General features: G+C 28.7%; 17 protein-coding genes. 16 read left to right on the top strand and 1 reads right to left on the bottom strand.

The window, feature by feature from the left end; genetic code table 11:
• Positions 1 to 187 precede the first annotated feature (187 nt).
• The 8 genes from E5347_RS07865 (at position 188) to E5347_RS07900 (ending at position 7,674) form a co-directional block, all read left to right on the top strand.
• Positions 188 to 1,372, top strand: a complete 1,185-nt coding sequence (locus tag E5347_RS07865; RefSeq protein ID WP_136006165.1) for a M20 metallopeptidase family protein — start codon at positions 188 to 190, stop codon at positions 1,370 to 1,372.
• 90 nt (positions 1,373 to 1,462) lie between these two features.
• On the top strand, positions 1,463 to 2,434 hold the full coding sequence (locus E5347_RS07870; RefSeq protein ID WP_136006167.1) for an RluA family pseudouridine synthase: 972 nt from the start codon (positions 1,463 to 1,465) through the stop codon (positions 2,432 to 2,434).
• Between the two features lie 14 nt (positions 2,435 to 2,448).
• On the top strand, positions 2,449 to 4,068 hold the full coding sequence (locus E5347_RS07875) for a putative polysaccharide biosynthesis protein (RefSeq protein ID WP_136006169.1): 1,620 nt from the start codon (positions 2,449 to 2,451) through the stop codon (positions 4,066 to 4,068).
• A 187-nt stretch (positions 4,069 to 4,255) separates the two neighbouring features.
• Positions 4,256 to 4,627 (top strand): nuclear transport factor 2 family protein, encoded by a 372-nt coding sequence (locus E5347_RS07880; RefSeq protein WP_136006409.1) that lies wholly within the window; start codon positions 4,256 to 4,258, stop codon positions 4,625 to 4,627.
• Between the two features lie 54 nt (positions 4,628 to 4,681).
• Positions 4,682 to 4,882 carry a DUF4177 domain-containing protein gene (locus E5347_RS07885; RefSeq protein ID WP_136006172.1) on the top strand — a complete coding sequence of 67 codons (201 nt, stop codon included), beginning with the start codon at positions 4,682 to 4,684 and terminating at the stop codon, positions 4,880 to 4,882.
• A 253-nt stretch (positions 4,883 to 5,135) separates the two neighbouring features.
• On the top strand, positions 5,136 to 6,149 hold the full coding sequence (locus E5347_RS07890; protein ID WP_136006175.1) for an ROK family protein: 1,014 nt from the start codon (positions 5,136 to 5,138) through the stop codon (positions 6,147 to 6,149).
• A 16-nt stretch (positions 6,150 to 6,165) separates the two neighbouring features.
• Positions 6,166 to 7,338 (top strand): MFS transporter, encoded by a 1,173-nt coding sequence (locus tag E5347_RS07895; RefSeq protein ID WP_136006177.1) that lies wholly within the window; start codon positions 6,166 to 6,168, stop codon positions 7,336 to 7,338.
• Positions 7,339 to 7,368: 30 nt separating this feature from the next.
• Complete coding sequence (locus E5347_RS07900) at positions 7,369 to 7,674, top strand: hypothetical protein (protein ID WP_136006178.1); 306 nt, start codon at positions 7,369 to 7,371, stop codon at positions 7,672 to 7,674.
• A gap of 141 nt (positions 7,675 to 7,815) precedes the next feature.
• Here E5347_RS07900 and spoVB read toward each other — a convergent pair whose 3' ends face one another.
• Positions 7,816 to 9,315: a stage V sporulation protein B gene (spoVB, locus tag E5347_RS07905; protein WP_136006180.1), complete on the bottom strand. Its 1,500-nt coding sequence runs from the start codon at positions 9,313 to 9,315 to the stop codon at positions 7,816 to 7,818.
• 191 nt (positions 9,316 to 9,506) lie between these two features.
• On the opposite strand from spoVB, the gene E5347_RS07910 reads away from it, so the two are divergent.
• The 8 genes from E5347_RS07910 (at position 9,507) to E5347_RS07945 (ending at position 16,603) form a co-directional block, all read left to right on the top strand.
• Positions 9,507 to 10,001 (top strand): hypothetical protein, encoded by a 495-nt coding sequence (locus E5347_RS07910; RefSeq protein ID WP_136006182.1) that lies wholly within the window; start codon positions 9,507 to 9,509, stop codon positions 9,999 to 10,001.
• 29 nt (positions 10,002 to 10,030) lie between these two features.
• Positions 10,031 to 11,707, top strand: coding sequence for a B12-binding domain-containing radical SAM protein (locus E5347_RS07915; protein WP_136006184.1), 1,677 nt, complete (start codon positions 10,031 to 10,033; stop codon positions 11,705 to 11,707).
• A 202-nt stretch (positions 11,708 to 11,909) separates the two neighbouring features.
• Positions 11,910 to 12,236: an ATPase gene (locus E5347_RS07920; RefSeq protein ID WP_136006186.1), complete on the top strand. Its 327-nt coding sequence runs from the start codon at positions 11,910 to 11,912 to the stop codon at positions 12,234 to 12,236.
• The gene (locus tag E5347_RS07925; RefSeq protein ID WP_136006188.1) at positions 12,223 to 14,178 is read left to right on the top strand and encodes a V-type ATP synthase subunit I; all 1,956 of its coding nucleotides are present in this window, start codon (positions 12,223 to 12,225) and stop codon (positions 14,176 to 14,178) included. The genes E5347_RS07920 and E5347_RS07925 overlap by 14 nt, the downstream gene beginning before the upstream one ends.
• Positions 14,179 to 14,190: 12 nt before the next feature.
• Positions 14,191 to 14,676, top strand: coding sequence for a V-type ATP synthase subunit K (locus tag E5347_RS07930; protein ID WP_136006189.1), 486 nt, complete (start codon positions 14,191 to 14,193; stop codon positions 14,674 to 14,676).
• A gap of 18 nt (positions 14,677 to 14,694) precedes the next feature.
• Complete coding sequence (locus E5347_RS07935; protein ID WP_136006190.1) at positions 14,695 to 15,285, top strand: V-type ATP synthase subunit E; 591 nt, start codon at positions 14,695 to 14,697, stop codon at positions 15,283 to 15,285.
• A gap of 12 nt (positions 15,286 to 15,297) precedes the next feature.
• Positions 15,298 to 16,299: a V-type ATP synthase subunit C gene (locus E5347_RS07940; RefSeq protein WP_136006192.1), complete on the top strand. Its 1,002-nt coding sequence runs from the start codon at positions 15,298 to 15,300 to the stop codon at positions 16,297 to 16,299.
• Positions 16,292 to 16,603 (top strand): V-type ATP synthase subunit F, encoded by a 312-nt coding sequence (locus E5347_RS07945; protein ID WP_168354929.1) that lies wholly within the window; start codon positions 16,292 to 16,294, stop codon positions 16,601 to 16,603. The genes E5347_RS07940 and E5347_RS07945 overlap by 8 nt, the downstream gene beginning before the upstream one ends.
• The last annotated feature ends 7 nt before the right edge of the window (positions 16,604 to 16,610 follow it).

Below are 16,610 nucleotides of genomic sequence, written 5' to 3' on the forward strand. Positions count from 1 at the left end.
AGATTCAGCCTACTAAAGGAAGAAATTCAGACAAGCTGAATTTCAATAATTATTATGGAATTAGTGTATCAGTTAAAGATATAACTTTTTTGCAGACATTTGTCTTATGAAGCGTATTATATTTATATTGAAGTTATATTCGCATTTTGCAACTTATATACATAAAGAAATTAAAGGGGGCAATAAAATGAATTTTAAAGATAAAGCAGTAAGTATAAAAAATGAGTTAATAGAAATAAGAAGAACCTTACATCAGCATCCTGAACTAGGAATGGAGGAGTATGAAACTTCAAAGTTTATAAAAGAATTTTTAAGAAAAGAAGGAATAGAGTACTTAGAAGTTGCTAAAACAGGTGTATGTGGAATTATTAGGGGAACTAAAGAGGATGAGTCTAAGAAGGATAGAACTATAGCACTAAGAGGCGATATAGATGCTTTACCTCTTTTAGATAAGAAGATTTGTGAATATTCATCAAAGGTTGAAGGAAAGATGCATGCCTGCGGTCATGATGCACATACAACTATATTGCTTGGAGCAGCTAAGCTTTTAAATCAAAATAAAGATTCATTTAGTGGAAATGTAAAACTACTATTTGAACCAGCTGAAGAAACAATAGGTGGAGCTAGATTTATGATAGAAGATGGAGTTCTAGAAAATCCTAGGGTTGATTGTATATGTGGACTTCATGTAGAAGAAACATTGGAAAGTGGAACTATTATGGTTAAAGAAGGTGTGGTAAATGCTGCATCTAATCCTTTTACTATTAAAATAAAGGGTTCAGGTGGACATGGTGCCTATCCTCACACTACAGTTGATCCAATAGTAATAGCAAGTCATATAGTAATAGCACTTCAAACTATTGTAAGTAGAGAAATAAATACTTTAAACCCAGCTGTTATAACAGTTGGAAGTATTCATGGAGGTACAGCTCAAAATATAATACCAGAGGAAGTTACTATTAGTGGTGTTATTAGAACTATGAGCAAGGAAGATAGAGCTTTTGCTAAGGAAAGATTAGCTGAAATAGCTTATGGAATATGCAAGTCTTCAAGAGCTACTTGTGATATAGATATAGAAGAATCTTATCCAAACCTGTATAATGATAATAATATGGCTACTTTATTTAGAAGTGGAGCTGAGAAGGTTTTAGGGAAAGAAAATGTATTAGTACAAAAATATCCTAAAATGGGTGTTGAAAGCTTTGCATATTTTGCAAATGAAAGACCAGCAGTATTTTATTTCTTAGGTTCAGGTAATAAGGAAAAAAATATAGTTCACCCAGCTCATAGTAATTTATTTGATATAGATGAGGAATGCTTGCCACTTGGGGTAGCTATGCAGTGTGAAATAGTTTTAAAATATTTGACATAGTTTTAGAATATTTGACAAGAAGTTAAAATAATATTAATCTATTACAATGGGGAAAATAGTTTAGAATAAAGAAAACTAGGAGTGATTAGTTTGAAGATAGAAATAGGAACAAATGAAGCAGGACAAAGGCTAGATAAATTTTTAAGAAAGCTTTTAAAGGATGTTCCTTTAAGTAAGATTTTTAAGGCCTTAAGAAAAGGTGATATTAGAGTAAATGGTAAGAAACAAAAGGAAAATTACACCCTATTAGTAGATGATGTAGTTGAAATAAAATATATCCAAAGCAATAAAGAAAAGCCAGAAGATAAGTTTATTAAGGTTGATGCTAGTGGAATGAAGATTACTTATGAAGATGCTAATATATTAATTGTAGAGAAGTGGCCAAATATATTAGTTCATCCTGATGCTAAAGGAAAGGAACCAAGCTTAACTGACTACGTATTATCTTATTTAAATGAGAAGGGAGATTACTTACCAGAAAATGAAGTAACTTTTACTCCTGCATCTTGTAATAGATTAGATAGAAATACTTCAGGTATAGTTATATTTGGAAAGAATTTTGAAGCACTTAGATCAGTAAATGAATTAATTAGAGAAGGTAATGTTGAAAAGTACTATAACACTCTAGTTAAGGGTAAGATTAAAGATGGATTATATAAAGGATATATTCATAAAAATGAAGAAGCTAATATTTCTAAAATTTATGATGAAAAGATTCCTAATTCTAAGGAAATAGCTATGGAAGTCAAAACTATAAAGACTAATGGAGCATATTCATTCTTAGAAATAGACTTAATAACAGGAAGAAGTCATCAAATAAGGGCTCATTTATCTCATTTAGGTACACCTATTATTGGAGATAACAAGTATGGAGATAGAAAATTAAATTCTTTCTTTGCGAATAAATTCGGATTAGATTGTCAATTCTTATATGCATATAAGTTAGTATTTAGAGAAACTAAGGATAAATTAAATTATTTAAATAATAAGACTATAACAGAAAGTTTACCACCAGTATTTAAAAAGATTAAAAATGATGTGTTTAAATTTTCAATAAAATAAAAGGTGATTTAGATATGGAGCAAAAATCAGTTGGTCGTGGTTTCTTAATATTATCAATTGCAGGTATTGCTGGTAAGTTATTATCAGCATTATATGTTCCTTTATTAACTTATGTATTGGGTGATATAGGTTATGGAATATATGTAGCGGGATATGATATATTTGTATTTTTAATAGCAGTTACTAGTCTTGGTGCTCAGCCAGCTGTAACTAAGGTTGTAACTGAGTTAAGGGCAATAGGGCATCATAAGGATGCTCTAAGGGCAATGAAGCTTTCTAGAAGATATCTAGGGATTATAAGCTTTATTGTTGCCGCTATTTTTATGGCTTTAGCATTTCCAATAACAACTTTAATCAATAGGGAAAGATCGGTTTATACATTCCTATTTTTAGGACCTGCAATATTTTTTGCAGCTATTTTGGCTGCTTATAGAGGATATATGCAAGCTATAGAAGATATGGAGTCATTAGCTATATCTCAAATACTAGAGCAGTTTATAAATGTTATTTTAAGTTTAGTATTTGCAGTACTTTTACTTTCAGCTACTGGTAGCCTAGAATGGGGAAGTGCAGGGGGAACGGTAGGTACCTTCCTTGGAGCTATAGTTGCATTAATATATATTATACATATATTTAATAAGAAATCTTATTATGAAGAGGCAGAAAAACTTAATGTAGAAGGAAAGAGAAAAGTTTCTGATAGAAGAATAGTAAAGAAGCTTTTAATGTATGCAATACCAATAACTTTAGTTGCAGCTGTTCAAAATTTTGCAGGAGTTATAGATAGTATTACCTTAGCTAATAGTCTTTCATCTGCAGGTTTTGATGGAGATAATGTTGATAGACTAACAGCAGTTTTATCTTATTATAAAACTCTTATATATGTACCATTAGCTATTGTAACTGCTTTAGGAACTTCAATATTCCCAAAGATTATCCAGGCTTTTGTACAGAAAAATAGGAAAGAGTTAAAGATTCAAACAAGTTATTCTTTTAGAATGATGTATATTATAGTAATGCCAGCAACCTTTGGCCTTGCAATCTTAAGTAAGGAAATATATCATTTCCTATTTAATAAAATAGGAAATGAATATGTATTACTTATGTATGGATCAGCTTTATTAATTTTTATGTCTATAACTACAATACAAAACGTTATATTACAAGGAATTAATAAGCTATATTTAATAATTGTATCTGCAAGCCTTGGCTTAGTAGCTAAAATTATATTAAATATATTCTTAGTGTCTATGCCAAAGATAAATATAAGTGGGGCAGTAATTGGAACCTTTGTTTCATTTATTATTCCAACAGTAATAAACCATAAAAAGATAACACAATTCTTTAAAGTTAAGATACCAGTAGTAAAACAAGCTTTGATTCCAACGATTTGTTCTATATTAATGTCTATACTTATAGTTGTTGTAAAATACCCTGTAGTAAAGATTGTGGAATTTTTAGGTGGGGGAAGAATAATGATTGGAGTGGCTACACTAGTATTAATAGCAGTTGGAGGTGTAGTATATTTATATACTATGATTTATTTTGGAGGTATAAGAAGAAAAGACTTAGACTTAATATCACCAAAATTATTTAAGTACTTACCAAGAAGATTAAGAAAACAACTAATATAGATAAATGACAATTAACAATTAATGATAAAACTCAGCCGAGGCTGAGTTTTTTGTTTTATTGAGAAAAATTTGATCGTATTATAAGTTGCCTAAGTTTTTTATATAGAAGTGTAGTAGAGAAAATTAAATGGTATAATTTTTATATAGAGTGGTTGATAGAAAAGTTATATCTATGGAGGTGTAATTGGTGGAGTTTAGAGAAGAGATTGTAAGAAGTTATTTTAAAGCTTGGATAAATAATGAAAGAGATGTATTAAAAGAAATATTTTCTGAGAATATAGTGTATAGCGAGTGCTATGGACCTGAATATAATGACATTGATATTATTCAGAGATGGTTTGAGGATTGGCATAATAACGGTGAAGTTTTAGCTTGGGATATTAAGCAATTTATTCATGATGAAAATATCACAGTAGTTGAGTGGTATTTTAAATGTGTTTATAAAGATAATGCTTCTGAATTTGATGGAGTATCTATTATAGACTTTGATGATAATAATAGAATAATTAGCTTAAAGGAATTCCAGTCTAAATTTAAGCATTATTATCCATATGGATAAGAGATTCGTGAGAGAATAATTATATAGATAGTTAATAATTTTGGGAGGGGTAGTATGTATAGATATTTATTTGTTGAATGTAAAGTAGGGGGATTATGGGGAAAGTCTAATAATCATAGGGATGAAATAGAAAAATACGTAGTACAAGGATGGAGATTTGTATCAGCAATACCTAAAAGTAGTGGAAGTTATGGACAAATAGACTTTGTTGATTTAGTCTTTGAAAAAGAGGAAGAAGAATCTTTAGAAATATAAATTAAGAATGCATGAAAAATTTAGGTAGGCTAATGGCAATATAATATTGTGAGTAAATAATCAAAGAAATCTAAATATTTGAGAAGAGGCTTTTAATAACAAGTATTTGTATTAGAAGTCTTGTTTTATTTAAAATTCAAATAGGGAGCAAATTTTTGGTAAAAACTAGTTGAATAAGTTTTGCTATTAATATATAATAAACATACTTAATAAAGATACTTAATTAAGCATGTTCAAAAAGTGAGGAGATAAAATGATTAAAGCTAATACTAAATTAATGAAGGAAATTAATAAGAATTTAATTAGGAATTGTTTTAAAAGTGAAATTGAATCAACAGCAGCTAATCTTTCTGAAAAGACTGGATTAAGTGTTGTAACTGTTAATGGATTATTAAAAGAAATGATTAACAGTAAAGAGATATTTGTTGGTGAAAGTATTCCATCAAATGGAGGACGCCCATCAACTGTATATAGATATAATGATATGTTTAGATGTGCAGCTATAGTTTTTGGATTTACTAAAAATAATGTTAATCATATAAGAGTAATAGTAACTAATTTACTAGGAAAATGCATTTACGAAAAGGAAAGTAATTTTGAAAATATTCAATATGATAGTTTTAATGATATTTTAGATAACCTTTTTTATGAATATCCTACTATAGAAGTTATATCTTTTGGATTACCAGGTGTAGAAGAAGATGGTGTTATTAAAGTGATAGATTATCCTGATATCGCAGGAGATAATTTTTTAAAGAACTACAAGAATCGATATAAAGTTCCTGTTATTTTTATAAATGACATCAATGCAGCAGTAATGGGATACTATAATCAGAATGTTGATGATAGCACTCCACAAACTGTGGTAGGGATAGTTTTTAATAGGATGCATTTACCTGGGGCAGGAATAGTAATTAATGGTGATATTTATACTGGAAAAGCTAATTTTGCTGGGGAAATATCATATATGCCAATAGATATAGATTGGCTGAAAATAAATTACTCTGATAGTGAAGAAGTATCAGAAGCCATAGGAAAGTTATTAGCGATAATTAGCTGTGTTATTGCACCAGATAATTTTGTTATTTATAGTGATTTTATTGATAAGGATATTGCTAAAAAAATAAAAGAAAAAGCTAAGAGTATGACTAAAGGAAATTTTAATGTTAATACAATAGCTAGTAATAATTTTGCAGAGGATTATAAAATGGGAATGATAAAAGCTTCATTAGAAGTTTTATATGAAAATGAAAAAGTTTTTGAGTAATTAAGAGAGGTGTAAAATGATAAGGGTATTGTTGATTATTATATATATAGCTTTTATTAGCTTAGGATTACCAGATGCAATAATGGGATCAGCTTGGCCTATGATTCATAATGATTTAAATGTGCCAATATCCTACGCTGGAATAGCTACTATGATAGTTTCAGGAGGAACTATTATATCAAGCTTTTTTAGTGAAAGAGTTATAAGGAAGTTTGGTACAGGGAAAGTTACCACATTTAGTGTGCTACTAACTGCAACTGGATTATTAGGGATTTATATTTCACCTAGTTTCATATGGATATGCTTAATGGGAATACCTTTAGGTATAGGTGCAGGAGCAGTGGATTCTGCATTAAATAACTTTGTTGCTCTCCATTATAAAGCTAGGCATATGAATTGGCTTCACTGCTTTTGGGGAATAGGGGCTACTTCAGGACCATTTATTATGTCAGTTTATCTATTAAAGGATAATGGTTGGAGATTGGGGTATGCGACAATAGGGATTATTCAAGCTATATTAGTAGTTTGCTTATTTATATCATTACCTATTTGGAGAAAGTTTGAAGCCCCCAATAATAATGAAGAAGAAAAATCTAGTGAAGTTAAGGTTTCTATATTATTAAAACTTCCAGGCGCTAAGGCAGCTTTAATATCATTTTTATGTTATTGTGCAGTTGAGTTAACTACAGGATTATGGGCTAGTTCCTTTTTAGTAATGAATAATGGTTTATCAACTGAAAGGGCAGCTAAATGGGTTTCATTTTATTATTTGGGAATAACAGTTGGAAGATTTTTATCAGGCTTTATGGCTATGAAGTTTAATAATAAGCAAATGATAAGAATTGGACAAGTAATTTGTATATTAGGAGCGGCAATATTAACTTTATCATTATCAGAATCCATGCAATTATCTGGGTTAATAGCTATAGGACTAGGTTGTGCTCCAATATATCCAGCAATGCTACATGAAACGCCAAACAGATTTGGAAAGGAATTATCTCAAGGAATAATGGGAATCCAAATGGCTACAGCTTATATAGGTAGTACTTTTATACCTCCATTATTTGGAGCTATATCTCAATTAATAGGCTTTAAATTCTTACCTATTTTTCTATTAATCTTTATGGGAATTATGCTACTTTCATCTGAACATGTTAATAAAAAAGTAAAAGTTAATAATGAAATATAAAATTGATTCTATAGATATAGGAGATAAGAAATGAATAATAAATATATTGAGCTTTATGGAGAAAACTTTTTGACTTTGAAAGAACTACTTATTAATTTATTTGGAAAAATAATTAATATAGAATATTTTACTTATGATACAGGATTAGAAACTTTCTTTTTAAAATTTAAGGATGAAACAATATGTGAAGTAAATTTACTTTCTAATATATCTACTATAGATAAATCATCAATTAATCAAAATTATATATGTTTATCATTTCTTGATTTAGATAGGGAAACTGAAGATAGATTAAAAAAGGAATTAGTTAATGGAGGATACACATTATTAACTTAATCCAAGATAGATGCTTAAATTTAAAAACTCAGCCTAAGCTGAGTTTTTATTGTTTTATTATCAGTAATTTGAAACAAATTACATCCTTCATTATCCATTATACATTCTTAATTATTCATTGTGCTAAGCGTAGCGCAGCACTTATTCTTCTTCTATACCAAAAAAGCTTAGAGCTGTAAAAAGACCAAAGGTAATAAATATAATTATTAAATTTTTTATTATCATCACATCATTTAGCATATTTCTACTTAAGACTTTAAGTACAATAAATATTAAAATTGAAAGTAATACAAAAATTATTATATTGCTTTTAGATAGATTTAAGTATATATGCTTTTGAATTTCTCTAAGATTTATAACTAAACTTATTAATGAGGTTATAAATAGAGTTATTCCATATCCCATAATATTTACACCAGGTAGTCCAATGAAAATAAAAAGGCATACAATTTCTATAGCAGATACTATAAGGGAGTTTCTAAGAATTATTCCTTGTTTATTTAAGCCATTAAGTATTCCAAACATAGTATTTGCAGTGAATAGTATTGGTGCACTTAAGGATGCTATCTTTATATAGTTACCTAAGTCATCTCTTTTAAACAACATCATACCTAAAGAATCTGGAATAAGATTACATATTACCGTTGTAGCAAGTCCTAATAAAAATGCTATTTTCATAACTTTTTTAATTCTTAAAGATGCATTGTAGTAATCACGCCTGCTAATAGTTTCAGAAAGGTCAGGAACTATTAAAGAGTTTATTGACATAATTACAATCATAGGAAAGGTAACTATAGTTAAAGCCATACCTGTAAACTTTCCTATCATACCTAATGCAGTAGTTGCATCAAAGCCAGCAGCAATTAATCTTCTTGGAACTAGTAGAGTTGAAGCAGTTCCAAATAAATTTCCTAAGAAGCCATTTAAACATAGAGGAAGTGCAATTACTAGGACGTTAAAAAGTAATTGAGATGCTCTTTCAGGCTTATCAAAGGATTTAGGAGTTTCTCTAGATAATTTTTTATAATATAGAAATAATAAAATCAAACTCTGCAGTTCTCCAATAGCTAAGGATAAGTAAGCTAGGGTAACTAAAGAAGTTATAGAAGTTGACTTAAAAGCAAAAATTAATAAAGTAATAGTAATTATCCTCATAGCTTTTTCTAAAATATCTATAAAAGAAGGTACTACAATTTTAGAAATACCGAAGAAATAACCTTTTAAAATATTAGAAAGAGCTATGAACACCATAGCAGGACAAGTAATCCTAATAGCATTAACAGTTCTAATATCATGAATTCCATATTTACTTATGTATGGTGCTAAAAAGAAGACTAAAGCGCCTATAGCAATTGCCCAAATAACATTAAAACCAGCTACAGATCTAATAGTTTTACTAATATTATTAAATTCTCCTTTTGCCTTATACACTGCAGAAGTTCTGGAAATTGCTGCAATTATTCCAGCTGTCATTAGACATATAAAAAGATTGTAAATGGGCATTACTAAACCATAAAGGCCAACTCCAACAGGACCTATAAGATTTGATAAGTAAATAGAAAAAATAAAGCCCAATATTCCAGTTGTAATATTCGACGTTGTAAGAAGGATAGAATTTCTTAAAAAGCTATCTTTCTTCAAAGTATTCACCTCCAATCAATACATTTATATCTATTCTTTCTTATAAGAGTTTATGCAAGAAGAAAAGTAAAGAGAATAAATAAAAGGTTAAATGAAAACAAATATTATAAATAATAAATAAAACTGTTATAAAATAATGCCTTCATAAATATAAATATAATGTAACTTATGTAATATGGAGGTGTTTTAATATGGGGAAGACAATAGTTTTAAATTTATCAGATATAAAATTTAAAGGGAATATCTTAGATGTTGGCGAGAATTTTGGAGTTATTTATAATTTATCAAAAGAAATAATGAATGAGATTTCAGTAGATTATGTTAGTGAAAATAAAGATGGAGAACTAAAGGAAAATGAATATGATACCTGTACAATGTTTTTCTCTTTAAGTAAGATGTGGAATGGTTTTAGTCGAGCAAGGATAATAGAGGAAGTTAGTAAGTATATAAGGGTTGGGGGAGAAATATATATATGGGATATTAATAAAGAAGTACGTGATATGATAAATAATAAAATAATTGCAGTAATGCCATCAGGGAAATTTAAAGAGTTTGAATTTAAAAATTTAAATCCTATTATAAAATCAAATATGGAAGAAAATAAAAAACTCCTTGAAAAATCTTATAAAATAGAAGAAACTAAATTATGGGAAGATATTCATTTTATTAGGGGTAAAAAAATATAAAATTTGCTAAATTTGAAGGGAGATAACATATGAAAATTTTACTTACAGCTATTAATTCAAAGTTCGTTCACAGCAATTTAGCTGTTAGATATTTAAAGGCTTTTACCAAGGATATGGATTATGATTGTAAAATTAGAGAGTTCTCAATTAATGATAGAGAAGAAAAGATATTAGAGGAAATAATAAAAGAATCACCAAATGTAGTTGCATTTTCTACTTATATTTGGAATATTGAAATGATAAAAAGATTATCTAACTTAATTAAATTAGTAGATGAAAATATAGAAATACTATATGGTGGACCTGAGGTTTCTTATGATAGTCAAAACATATTAAGAGAGCTTAATGGGGACTATATTATTGAAGGTGAAGGAGAAAAAACATATAGGGAGTTTGTTGAATATAAGTTACAGGAAAGAAGCTTAGAAGATATCAGAGGATTGTATTATAAAAAAGATAATAATATTTTCTTTAATGGCAAAAGACCTCTTATGAATATGAATGAAGTAGTATTTCCTTATGAAGAAGATGAAAATTTAGATAATAAGATAGTTTATTATGAATCAAGTAGAGGATGCCCGTTTAACTGTAGTTATTGTTTATCTTCAACAATTCATGGAGTACGTTTCTTAGATATAGAAAGAGTTAAAAAAGAACTTTCTTACTTTATTAAAAAGGAAGTAAGGCTTGTTAAGTTTGTTGATAGAACCTTTAACTGCAATCACAAATTTACAATGGCAATTTGGGAATTTTTAATTAATCAAGATACTAAAACACAATTTCATTTTGAAATATCAGCAGATCTTTTAAAGGATGCCGAATTAGAATTACTTAGAAAAGCTCCGAAAGATAGATTCCAATTTGAAGTTGGAGTTCAAACAACTAATGATGAAGTTTTAAATAGAATTAATAGATTTGTTAATTTCAGTGATATAAAAGAAAAGGTAGATGAACTTTTAAAGTTGAGAAATATAAAGCAACACTTAGACTTAATAGCAGGTTTACCAGGAGAAGATTATAATTCATTTAAAAGATCCTTCAATGATGTATATAGTATTAAGCCAGAAGAGATTCAATTAGGATTTTTAAAATTATTAAGAGGGGCATCTATAAGAGAGGAAGCAGTAGCATATGGAATGAAGTTCTCTCCATATCCACCTTATGAAATCTTAAAAACAAAGGATTTAAGCTATGAAGAGTTATTAAAGCTTAAAAAGGTTGAAGAAATGGTAGATAAGTACTATAACTCTCAGAAGTTTAATAACATAATAAATTATTTAGTTAAGCAGTTTGATAATCCTTTTGATTTTTATTACGAGCTTGGAAAGTATTTTGATAAGAAAGGATATTTTAATAGAAATATCGGCAACAGTGAATACTATAAGGTATTTTTAGATTTTAATATGGAAATATTAAAAGGAGATAAAGATATATTAAATGAATTGTTAAGATTTGATTACTTAAACTTTAATAAGAAAAGAGGGATACCTGACTTTATAGGAAGAAGCATAAAGAGGGGAGAAGAAGAAGAAATAAAGAATATGCTTAGGCATAAATATTCATTTAAAGAGTATTACTTAGAGTCTTTTGAGATTGATATACAGACATTTTTAAAGGATTCGATAATTATTAAAAAGAAGGACTATTATTTATTTGGTTATGGAGGTGATATTATCCATATAACTGAGGAGATAAAAGAATATTAAGAAAAGTTAAATAGCCTTAAAATATAATGAAGAAAACAATTACATTACGTAAAATATAAGGGCTCTTTCCTTAGACTGGGAATAAAAATGTTGAAAAATATATGAAACAGTGTATAATGTATAATAGAATAAAGTAATTAATACTATATAAAGCATTAATTACTATATTATTATTATTAAATATAATAAAGGTGGTGAGATTTTGGCATTAGAAGCAATAAATGAAATAAAGAAGGCTGAAGATAAGGCTGAAGAATTAATTCAAGAAGCCACAGCTAAGGCAAAGGAAATATTAAAGGTTGCAAATATTCAAGCTGAAGATGAATACAACAAAATAGTGGAATCTGCTAATTTAAAAAAGAGTGAAACTATTAAAAAGGCTGAAGATGATGGGAATTCAGAAGCAGCACCTATTTTATCTAAGGGTGAAAATGAAGTAATTGAAATCAAAAATATTTCTGAAGACAAGAAGAATAATGCTATTAATTTAATCGTTGAGAGGATAGTGAAGATTCATGGCAATAGTTAAGATGAAGAAATTCACTTTGCTTACCTTCGAATCTAAAAAACAAAAGCTACTAAAAGAAATTCAAGGCTTATCTGGAGTAGAATTTATAAATTTACAAGATGAAGAATTACAAGATAAGTATGAGGATTTAAAAGCTTTATCTAAAGACGATATGGATTTAGAGTGTGTAAAATATGAAGAAAGTTTATCAAAAGCTAAATATGGTCTTGAGTTCTTAAGCAAATATGTTCCAAAGAAATCTGGAATTAAAGCTTTAAGAGAAGAAAAGCAATCATTAACTTTAGATGAATTAGGTGAAAAGGTAAAATCATCTAATTGGATTAAAAGTTATGATAAGGCAAAAGAAAAGGATGGACAATTAGCTGATTTAGATTCACAGGTAACTAAGTTACAAGCTGAAATTGATACTTTAACACCTTGGCAAGATTTAGATGTAAGCTTTAGTGAAATTAAATCATTAAAGAATACTTCTTATTATATAGGAACTATATCAAAATCTTATGAGGATACTTTATTACAAGAGTTATCAAATGCTTATGTAGAAATAGTATCTAGAAGTACAAATGATATTAATTTATTAATTTTAGCAAATAAGGATCAGGATGAAAATATTTCTGAAGTTCTTAGAAGTGTTGGATTTACTTCCTTTAAAACAGAGCATAATGATGTGCCATTAAAGCTAATTTTAGACTTTAAGCATAAAATTGAAGAAATTCGATCAAAGAAATTCTTCGTAAAAGAAGAAATTGCAGATTATGAAGAGGATTTAAGAAATTTAGAAGTTGCATATGATTATTTCGCTAGTAAAGTAGAAAGAAACAAAGTTGCAAAAAACTTCTTAAAAACTAAGAATGTAAGTGCAATTCAAGGTTGGATATCAGAGGAAGATAGTGAACTCTTAACAGAAGCTTGCAAAAAGGTTCTTAAAGATGAATACTACATAGAGTTTGAAGATGTTAAAGAAGATGAAATAGATGATGTACCTATTAAATTAAAAAATGGAGAGCTTGTATCTGCATTTGAAAGTGTTACTGGTATGTATAGTTATCCGAAATACAATGAAGTAGATCCAACTCCACTTCTTGCACCATTCTATTTAATATTCTTTGGTATGATGGTAGCAGATGCAGGATATGGTTTAATAGTATTAATAGGATCATTCTTAGCTCTTAAGTTCTTAAAGCTAAGTGATAGTATGAAGGATTTTGCAAAGTTCTTCTTCTACTTAAGTTTCCCAACAATATTCTTTGGGTTGATTTACGGATCATTCTTTGGTGATATAGTAAAACTTCCAACTCAATTAATTGATACAAATAAAGACGTTAATACCATTCTTATCTTATCTTTAGCCCTTGGAGTAATACAAATATTCTTTGGACTATTTATAAAGGTCTATAGTTTAGTTAAGATGGGGAAAAAACTAGATGCATTACTAGATGCAGGATCATGGATAATTACATTAGCATCTATTGGTGGAATAGTTGCTGTTAAGTTTTTAAGATTATCAAGTTTCTTAGGAACAGTGTTTATAGTAACTACGATAATAGGTATGGTACTTATAGTTATAGCTGGAGGAAGAGCAGAGAAATCTGTTGGTGCTAAAGCAGGTCAAGGGTTGTATTCTTTATATGGTATAACTGGATATGTAGGAGACTTAGTTTCATACACAAGACTTATGGCACTAGGACTTGCAGGTGGATCTATTGCTGGGGCATTAAATCTTTTAATTAATACTCTACCAGGAGTGGCGGCAATAATAATAGGACCAGTATTATTTGTATTATTCCATATATTTAACTTAGGATTATCATTACTTGGAGCTTATGTTCATACAGCAAGACTTCAGTATGTTGAATATTTCTCTAAGTTCTATGATGGTGGTGGAAGACCATTTAATGCATTTAAAGGATCAGAAAAATATATAAGGATCAAAAGAAATTAGGAGGAATTATAAATGGAAATGTCATGGATTCAATATTTTATAGAAAATAACGGTGGATTAGTTTTTGCAGCAATGGGAGTTGCATTAGCAGTTGGTTTAGCTGGTATAGGTTCAGCTAAAGGTGTTGGTATAGTTGGTGAAGCAGCTACAGGTTTAGTTACAGAAGAACCAGAAAAGTTCGGTAAGGCTTTAGTTCTTCAATTATTACCAGGTACTCAAGGTTTATATGGTTTCGTTATAGGTTTCTTAATATTCACTAAGATGACTTCAGGAATGCCATTAGAACAAGGTTTATACTTATTAGGAGCAGGTCTTCCAATAGCTTTTGCTGGACTTTGGTCAGGTATAGCTCAAGGTAAGGTTGCAGCAGCTGGTATTCAAATATTAGCAAAGAACCCAGAACACAATACTAAAGGTATTATCTTAGCAGCAATGGTTGAAACATATGCATTATTAGGATTCGTTATTTCATTTATGTTAGTAAACAAAGGATTCTAGGATTGGAGAGAATAGGCGATGGCAAATATTAATAATCTAACTTCAAAAATCCTTAGGGATGCTGAAGAAAGAAAGGAAAGCATTTTAGCTTCTGCTGAAGAAGAAAAGAATAAGATTCTTTCTAAAAAAGTAGCTAAAGCCAGAGAACTAGAAAAAGAAATAATACAAAAGGCTGAAGCTGAGGCAAAAACTAAAAAAGAAAGAATAATATCTTCTGCTTCTTTAAAAGTAAGAAATAATAAGTTATCTGCAAAACAAGAAGTTATTAAAGACGTTTTTGATAAAAGTGTAGATGTTCTAGCTGCTATTTCTGGAGATGACTTTTTAAGATTTATTAAAAGTTCAATATTATCTTTAGGAAAAATAGGAGAACAAAATCTTATTTTAAATAAAGCAGGAATGGAATTAGTAGACCTTACTTTTATATATGATTTAAATCAAGCATTAGGAGATAATGGTAATATAAAGTTAAGTCCTACTATAGGGAACTTTAAAGGTGGATTTATTCTTGAAAGTAATGGTATAGAAATAAATAACACATATGAAGCTTTAGTAAGTTCATTAAAGAATGAATTGGAGTTTGAAGTAGCTAATGTGTTGTTCAATTAAGGAGGGTAAGAAATGGATAAAATGAAGTTTACCCAAGCAGTATCAAGAATATGGGTTTTAGAAACTAAACTCCTTGATAAACCAAAAGTTGAAAGAATGATTGAAGCTCCATCTGCAAGCGAAGTTCTTAGAATATTAAATGAAACAGAATATTCAAATGTATCATCAAGTATAAAAAGAGCAGAGGATTATGAAGAAATTTTGTCTGCAGAACTTAAAAGAGTATATGATTTGGTATATGAAATAAGCCCTGTTAAAGAAGTAGTTAAGATAATGAGTTTAAAATATGATTATCATAATGTAAAAGTTCTTTTAAAGGGAAAAGTTCTTGGAAAAGATTTATCTTCAATGATTATAAAGCTTGGAAATTTAGATTTACAAGAAATTAAACGTAAAATAGATGGAGATAATTATAAAAGCTTAAATGGAACCCTTGGAAAAGGAGTTCAAGAAGCTATGAAGGTCTTTGAAGAAACTAAAGATCCTCAAAAGATAGATATAATTATTGATAAATATATGTTTAAAGAATTAGTAGAAATTCAAAAAAGCTTAGATTATAAGTTTATAGATAATTTAGTAAAAGCAATGATAGATTCTACTAATATAAGAACATTACTTAGAATTAAAAAACAAAACAAAGGAAGAGACTTTGCTGAGGAAGTTATAGTAGATGGTGGGGCAATAGATAGTAGTAAATTAGTTGCTTTATTAAATGAATCACCAGAAAATATAATGACTAAACTTCAAAGTACTATTTATTCAGACTTAATTAAAGAAGGGTTTGAAGGATATATTGCAACAGAATCTGCAAGTCTTTTAGAAAAGTTAAGTGATAATTACATTATGGAATTAATGAAGGATTCTAAGTTAGTTACTTTTGGACCAGAGAAGATTTTATCATATATATATGCTAAAGAAACTGAAATAAAAGTAATAAGAATTATAATGGTTGGCAAGCTTAATAATATTGCTGAGGAAGTAATAAGAGAAAGGTTGCGTGATATATATGCATAAGAAAATAGGTGTTGTTGGAGATAAGGATTCAGTTTTAGCTTTCAAAGCTCTAGGAATAGATGTTTTCCCAGTAGTAGATGCTGATGAAGCTAGAAAAGCAGTAGATGGCTGTGCAAGAGGCAATTACGCAGTAATCTTTGTAACTGAACAAATAGCGCAAACAATAGAAGAAACTATAGCACGTTACAATGAAGAGGTACTTCCTGCTGTAATATTAATTCCAAGTAATCAAGGTTCATTAAATATAGGACTTAAGAGAATTAGTGATAGTGTGGAAAAAGCTGTAGGCGTTAATATTTTATAGGAAGGTA

The sequence above is a fragment of the Clostridium sartagoforme genome (genome assembly GCF_004794105.1).
Classification (GTDB): domain Bacteria; phylum Bacillota; class Clostridia; order Clostridiales; family Clostridiaceae; genus Clostridium; species Clostridium sartagoforme_B.

Bases quoted from the DNA above. Each gene is read 5' to 3' on its own strand.
- E5347_RS07865 (WP_136006165.1), top strand. From the start codon at position 188: ATGAATTTTAAAGATAAAGCAGTAAGTATAAAAAATGAGTTAATAGAA.
- E5347_RS07875 (WP_136006169.1), top strand. From the start codon at position 2,449: ATGGAGCAAAAATCAGTTGGTCGTGGTTTCTTAATATTATCAATTGCA.
- E5347_RS07885 (WP_136006172.1), top strand. From the start codon at position 4,682: ATGTATAGATATTTATTTGTTGAATGTAAAGTAGGGGGATTATGGGGA.
- E5347_RS07890 (WP_136006175.1), top strand. From the start codon at position 5,136: ATGATTAAAGCTAATACTAAATTAATGAAGGAAATTAATAAGAATTTA.
- E5347_RS07895 (WP_136006177.1), top strand. From the start codon at position 6,166: ATGATAAGGGTATTGTTGATTATTATATATATAGCTTTTATTAGCTTA.
- E5347_RS07900 (WP_136006178.1), top strand. From the start codon at position 7,369: ATGAATAATAAATATATTGAGCTTTATGGAGAAAACTTTTTGACTTTG.
- E5347_RS07910 (WP_136006182.1), top strand. From the start codon at position 9,507: ATGGGGAAGACAATAGTTTTAAATTTATCAGATATAAAATTTAAAGGG.
- E5347_RS07915 (WP_136006184.1), top strand. From the start codon at position 10,031: ATGAAAATTTTACTTACAGCTATTAATTCAAAGTTCGTTCACAGCAAT.
- E5347_RS07925 (WP_136006188.1), top strand. From the start codon at position 12,223: ATGGCAATAGTTAAGATGAAGAAATTCACTTTGCTTACCTTCGAATCT.
- E5347_RS07930 (WP_136006189.1), top strand. From the start codon at position 14,191: ATGGAAATGTCATGGATTCAATATTTTATAGAAAATAACGGTGGATTA.
- E5347_RS07935 (WP_136006190.1), top strand. From the start codon at position 14,695: ATGGCAAATATTAATAATCTAACTTCAAAAATCCTTAGGGATGCTGAA.
- E5347_RS07940 (WP_136006192.1), top strand. From the start codon at position 15,298: ATGGATAAAATGAAGTTTACCCAAGCAGTATCAAGAATATGGGTTTTA.
- E5347_RS07945 (WP_168354929.1), top strand. From the start codon at position 16,292: ATGCATAAGAAAATAGGTGTTGTTGGAGATAAGGATTCAGTTTTAGCT.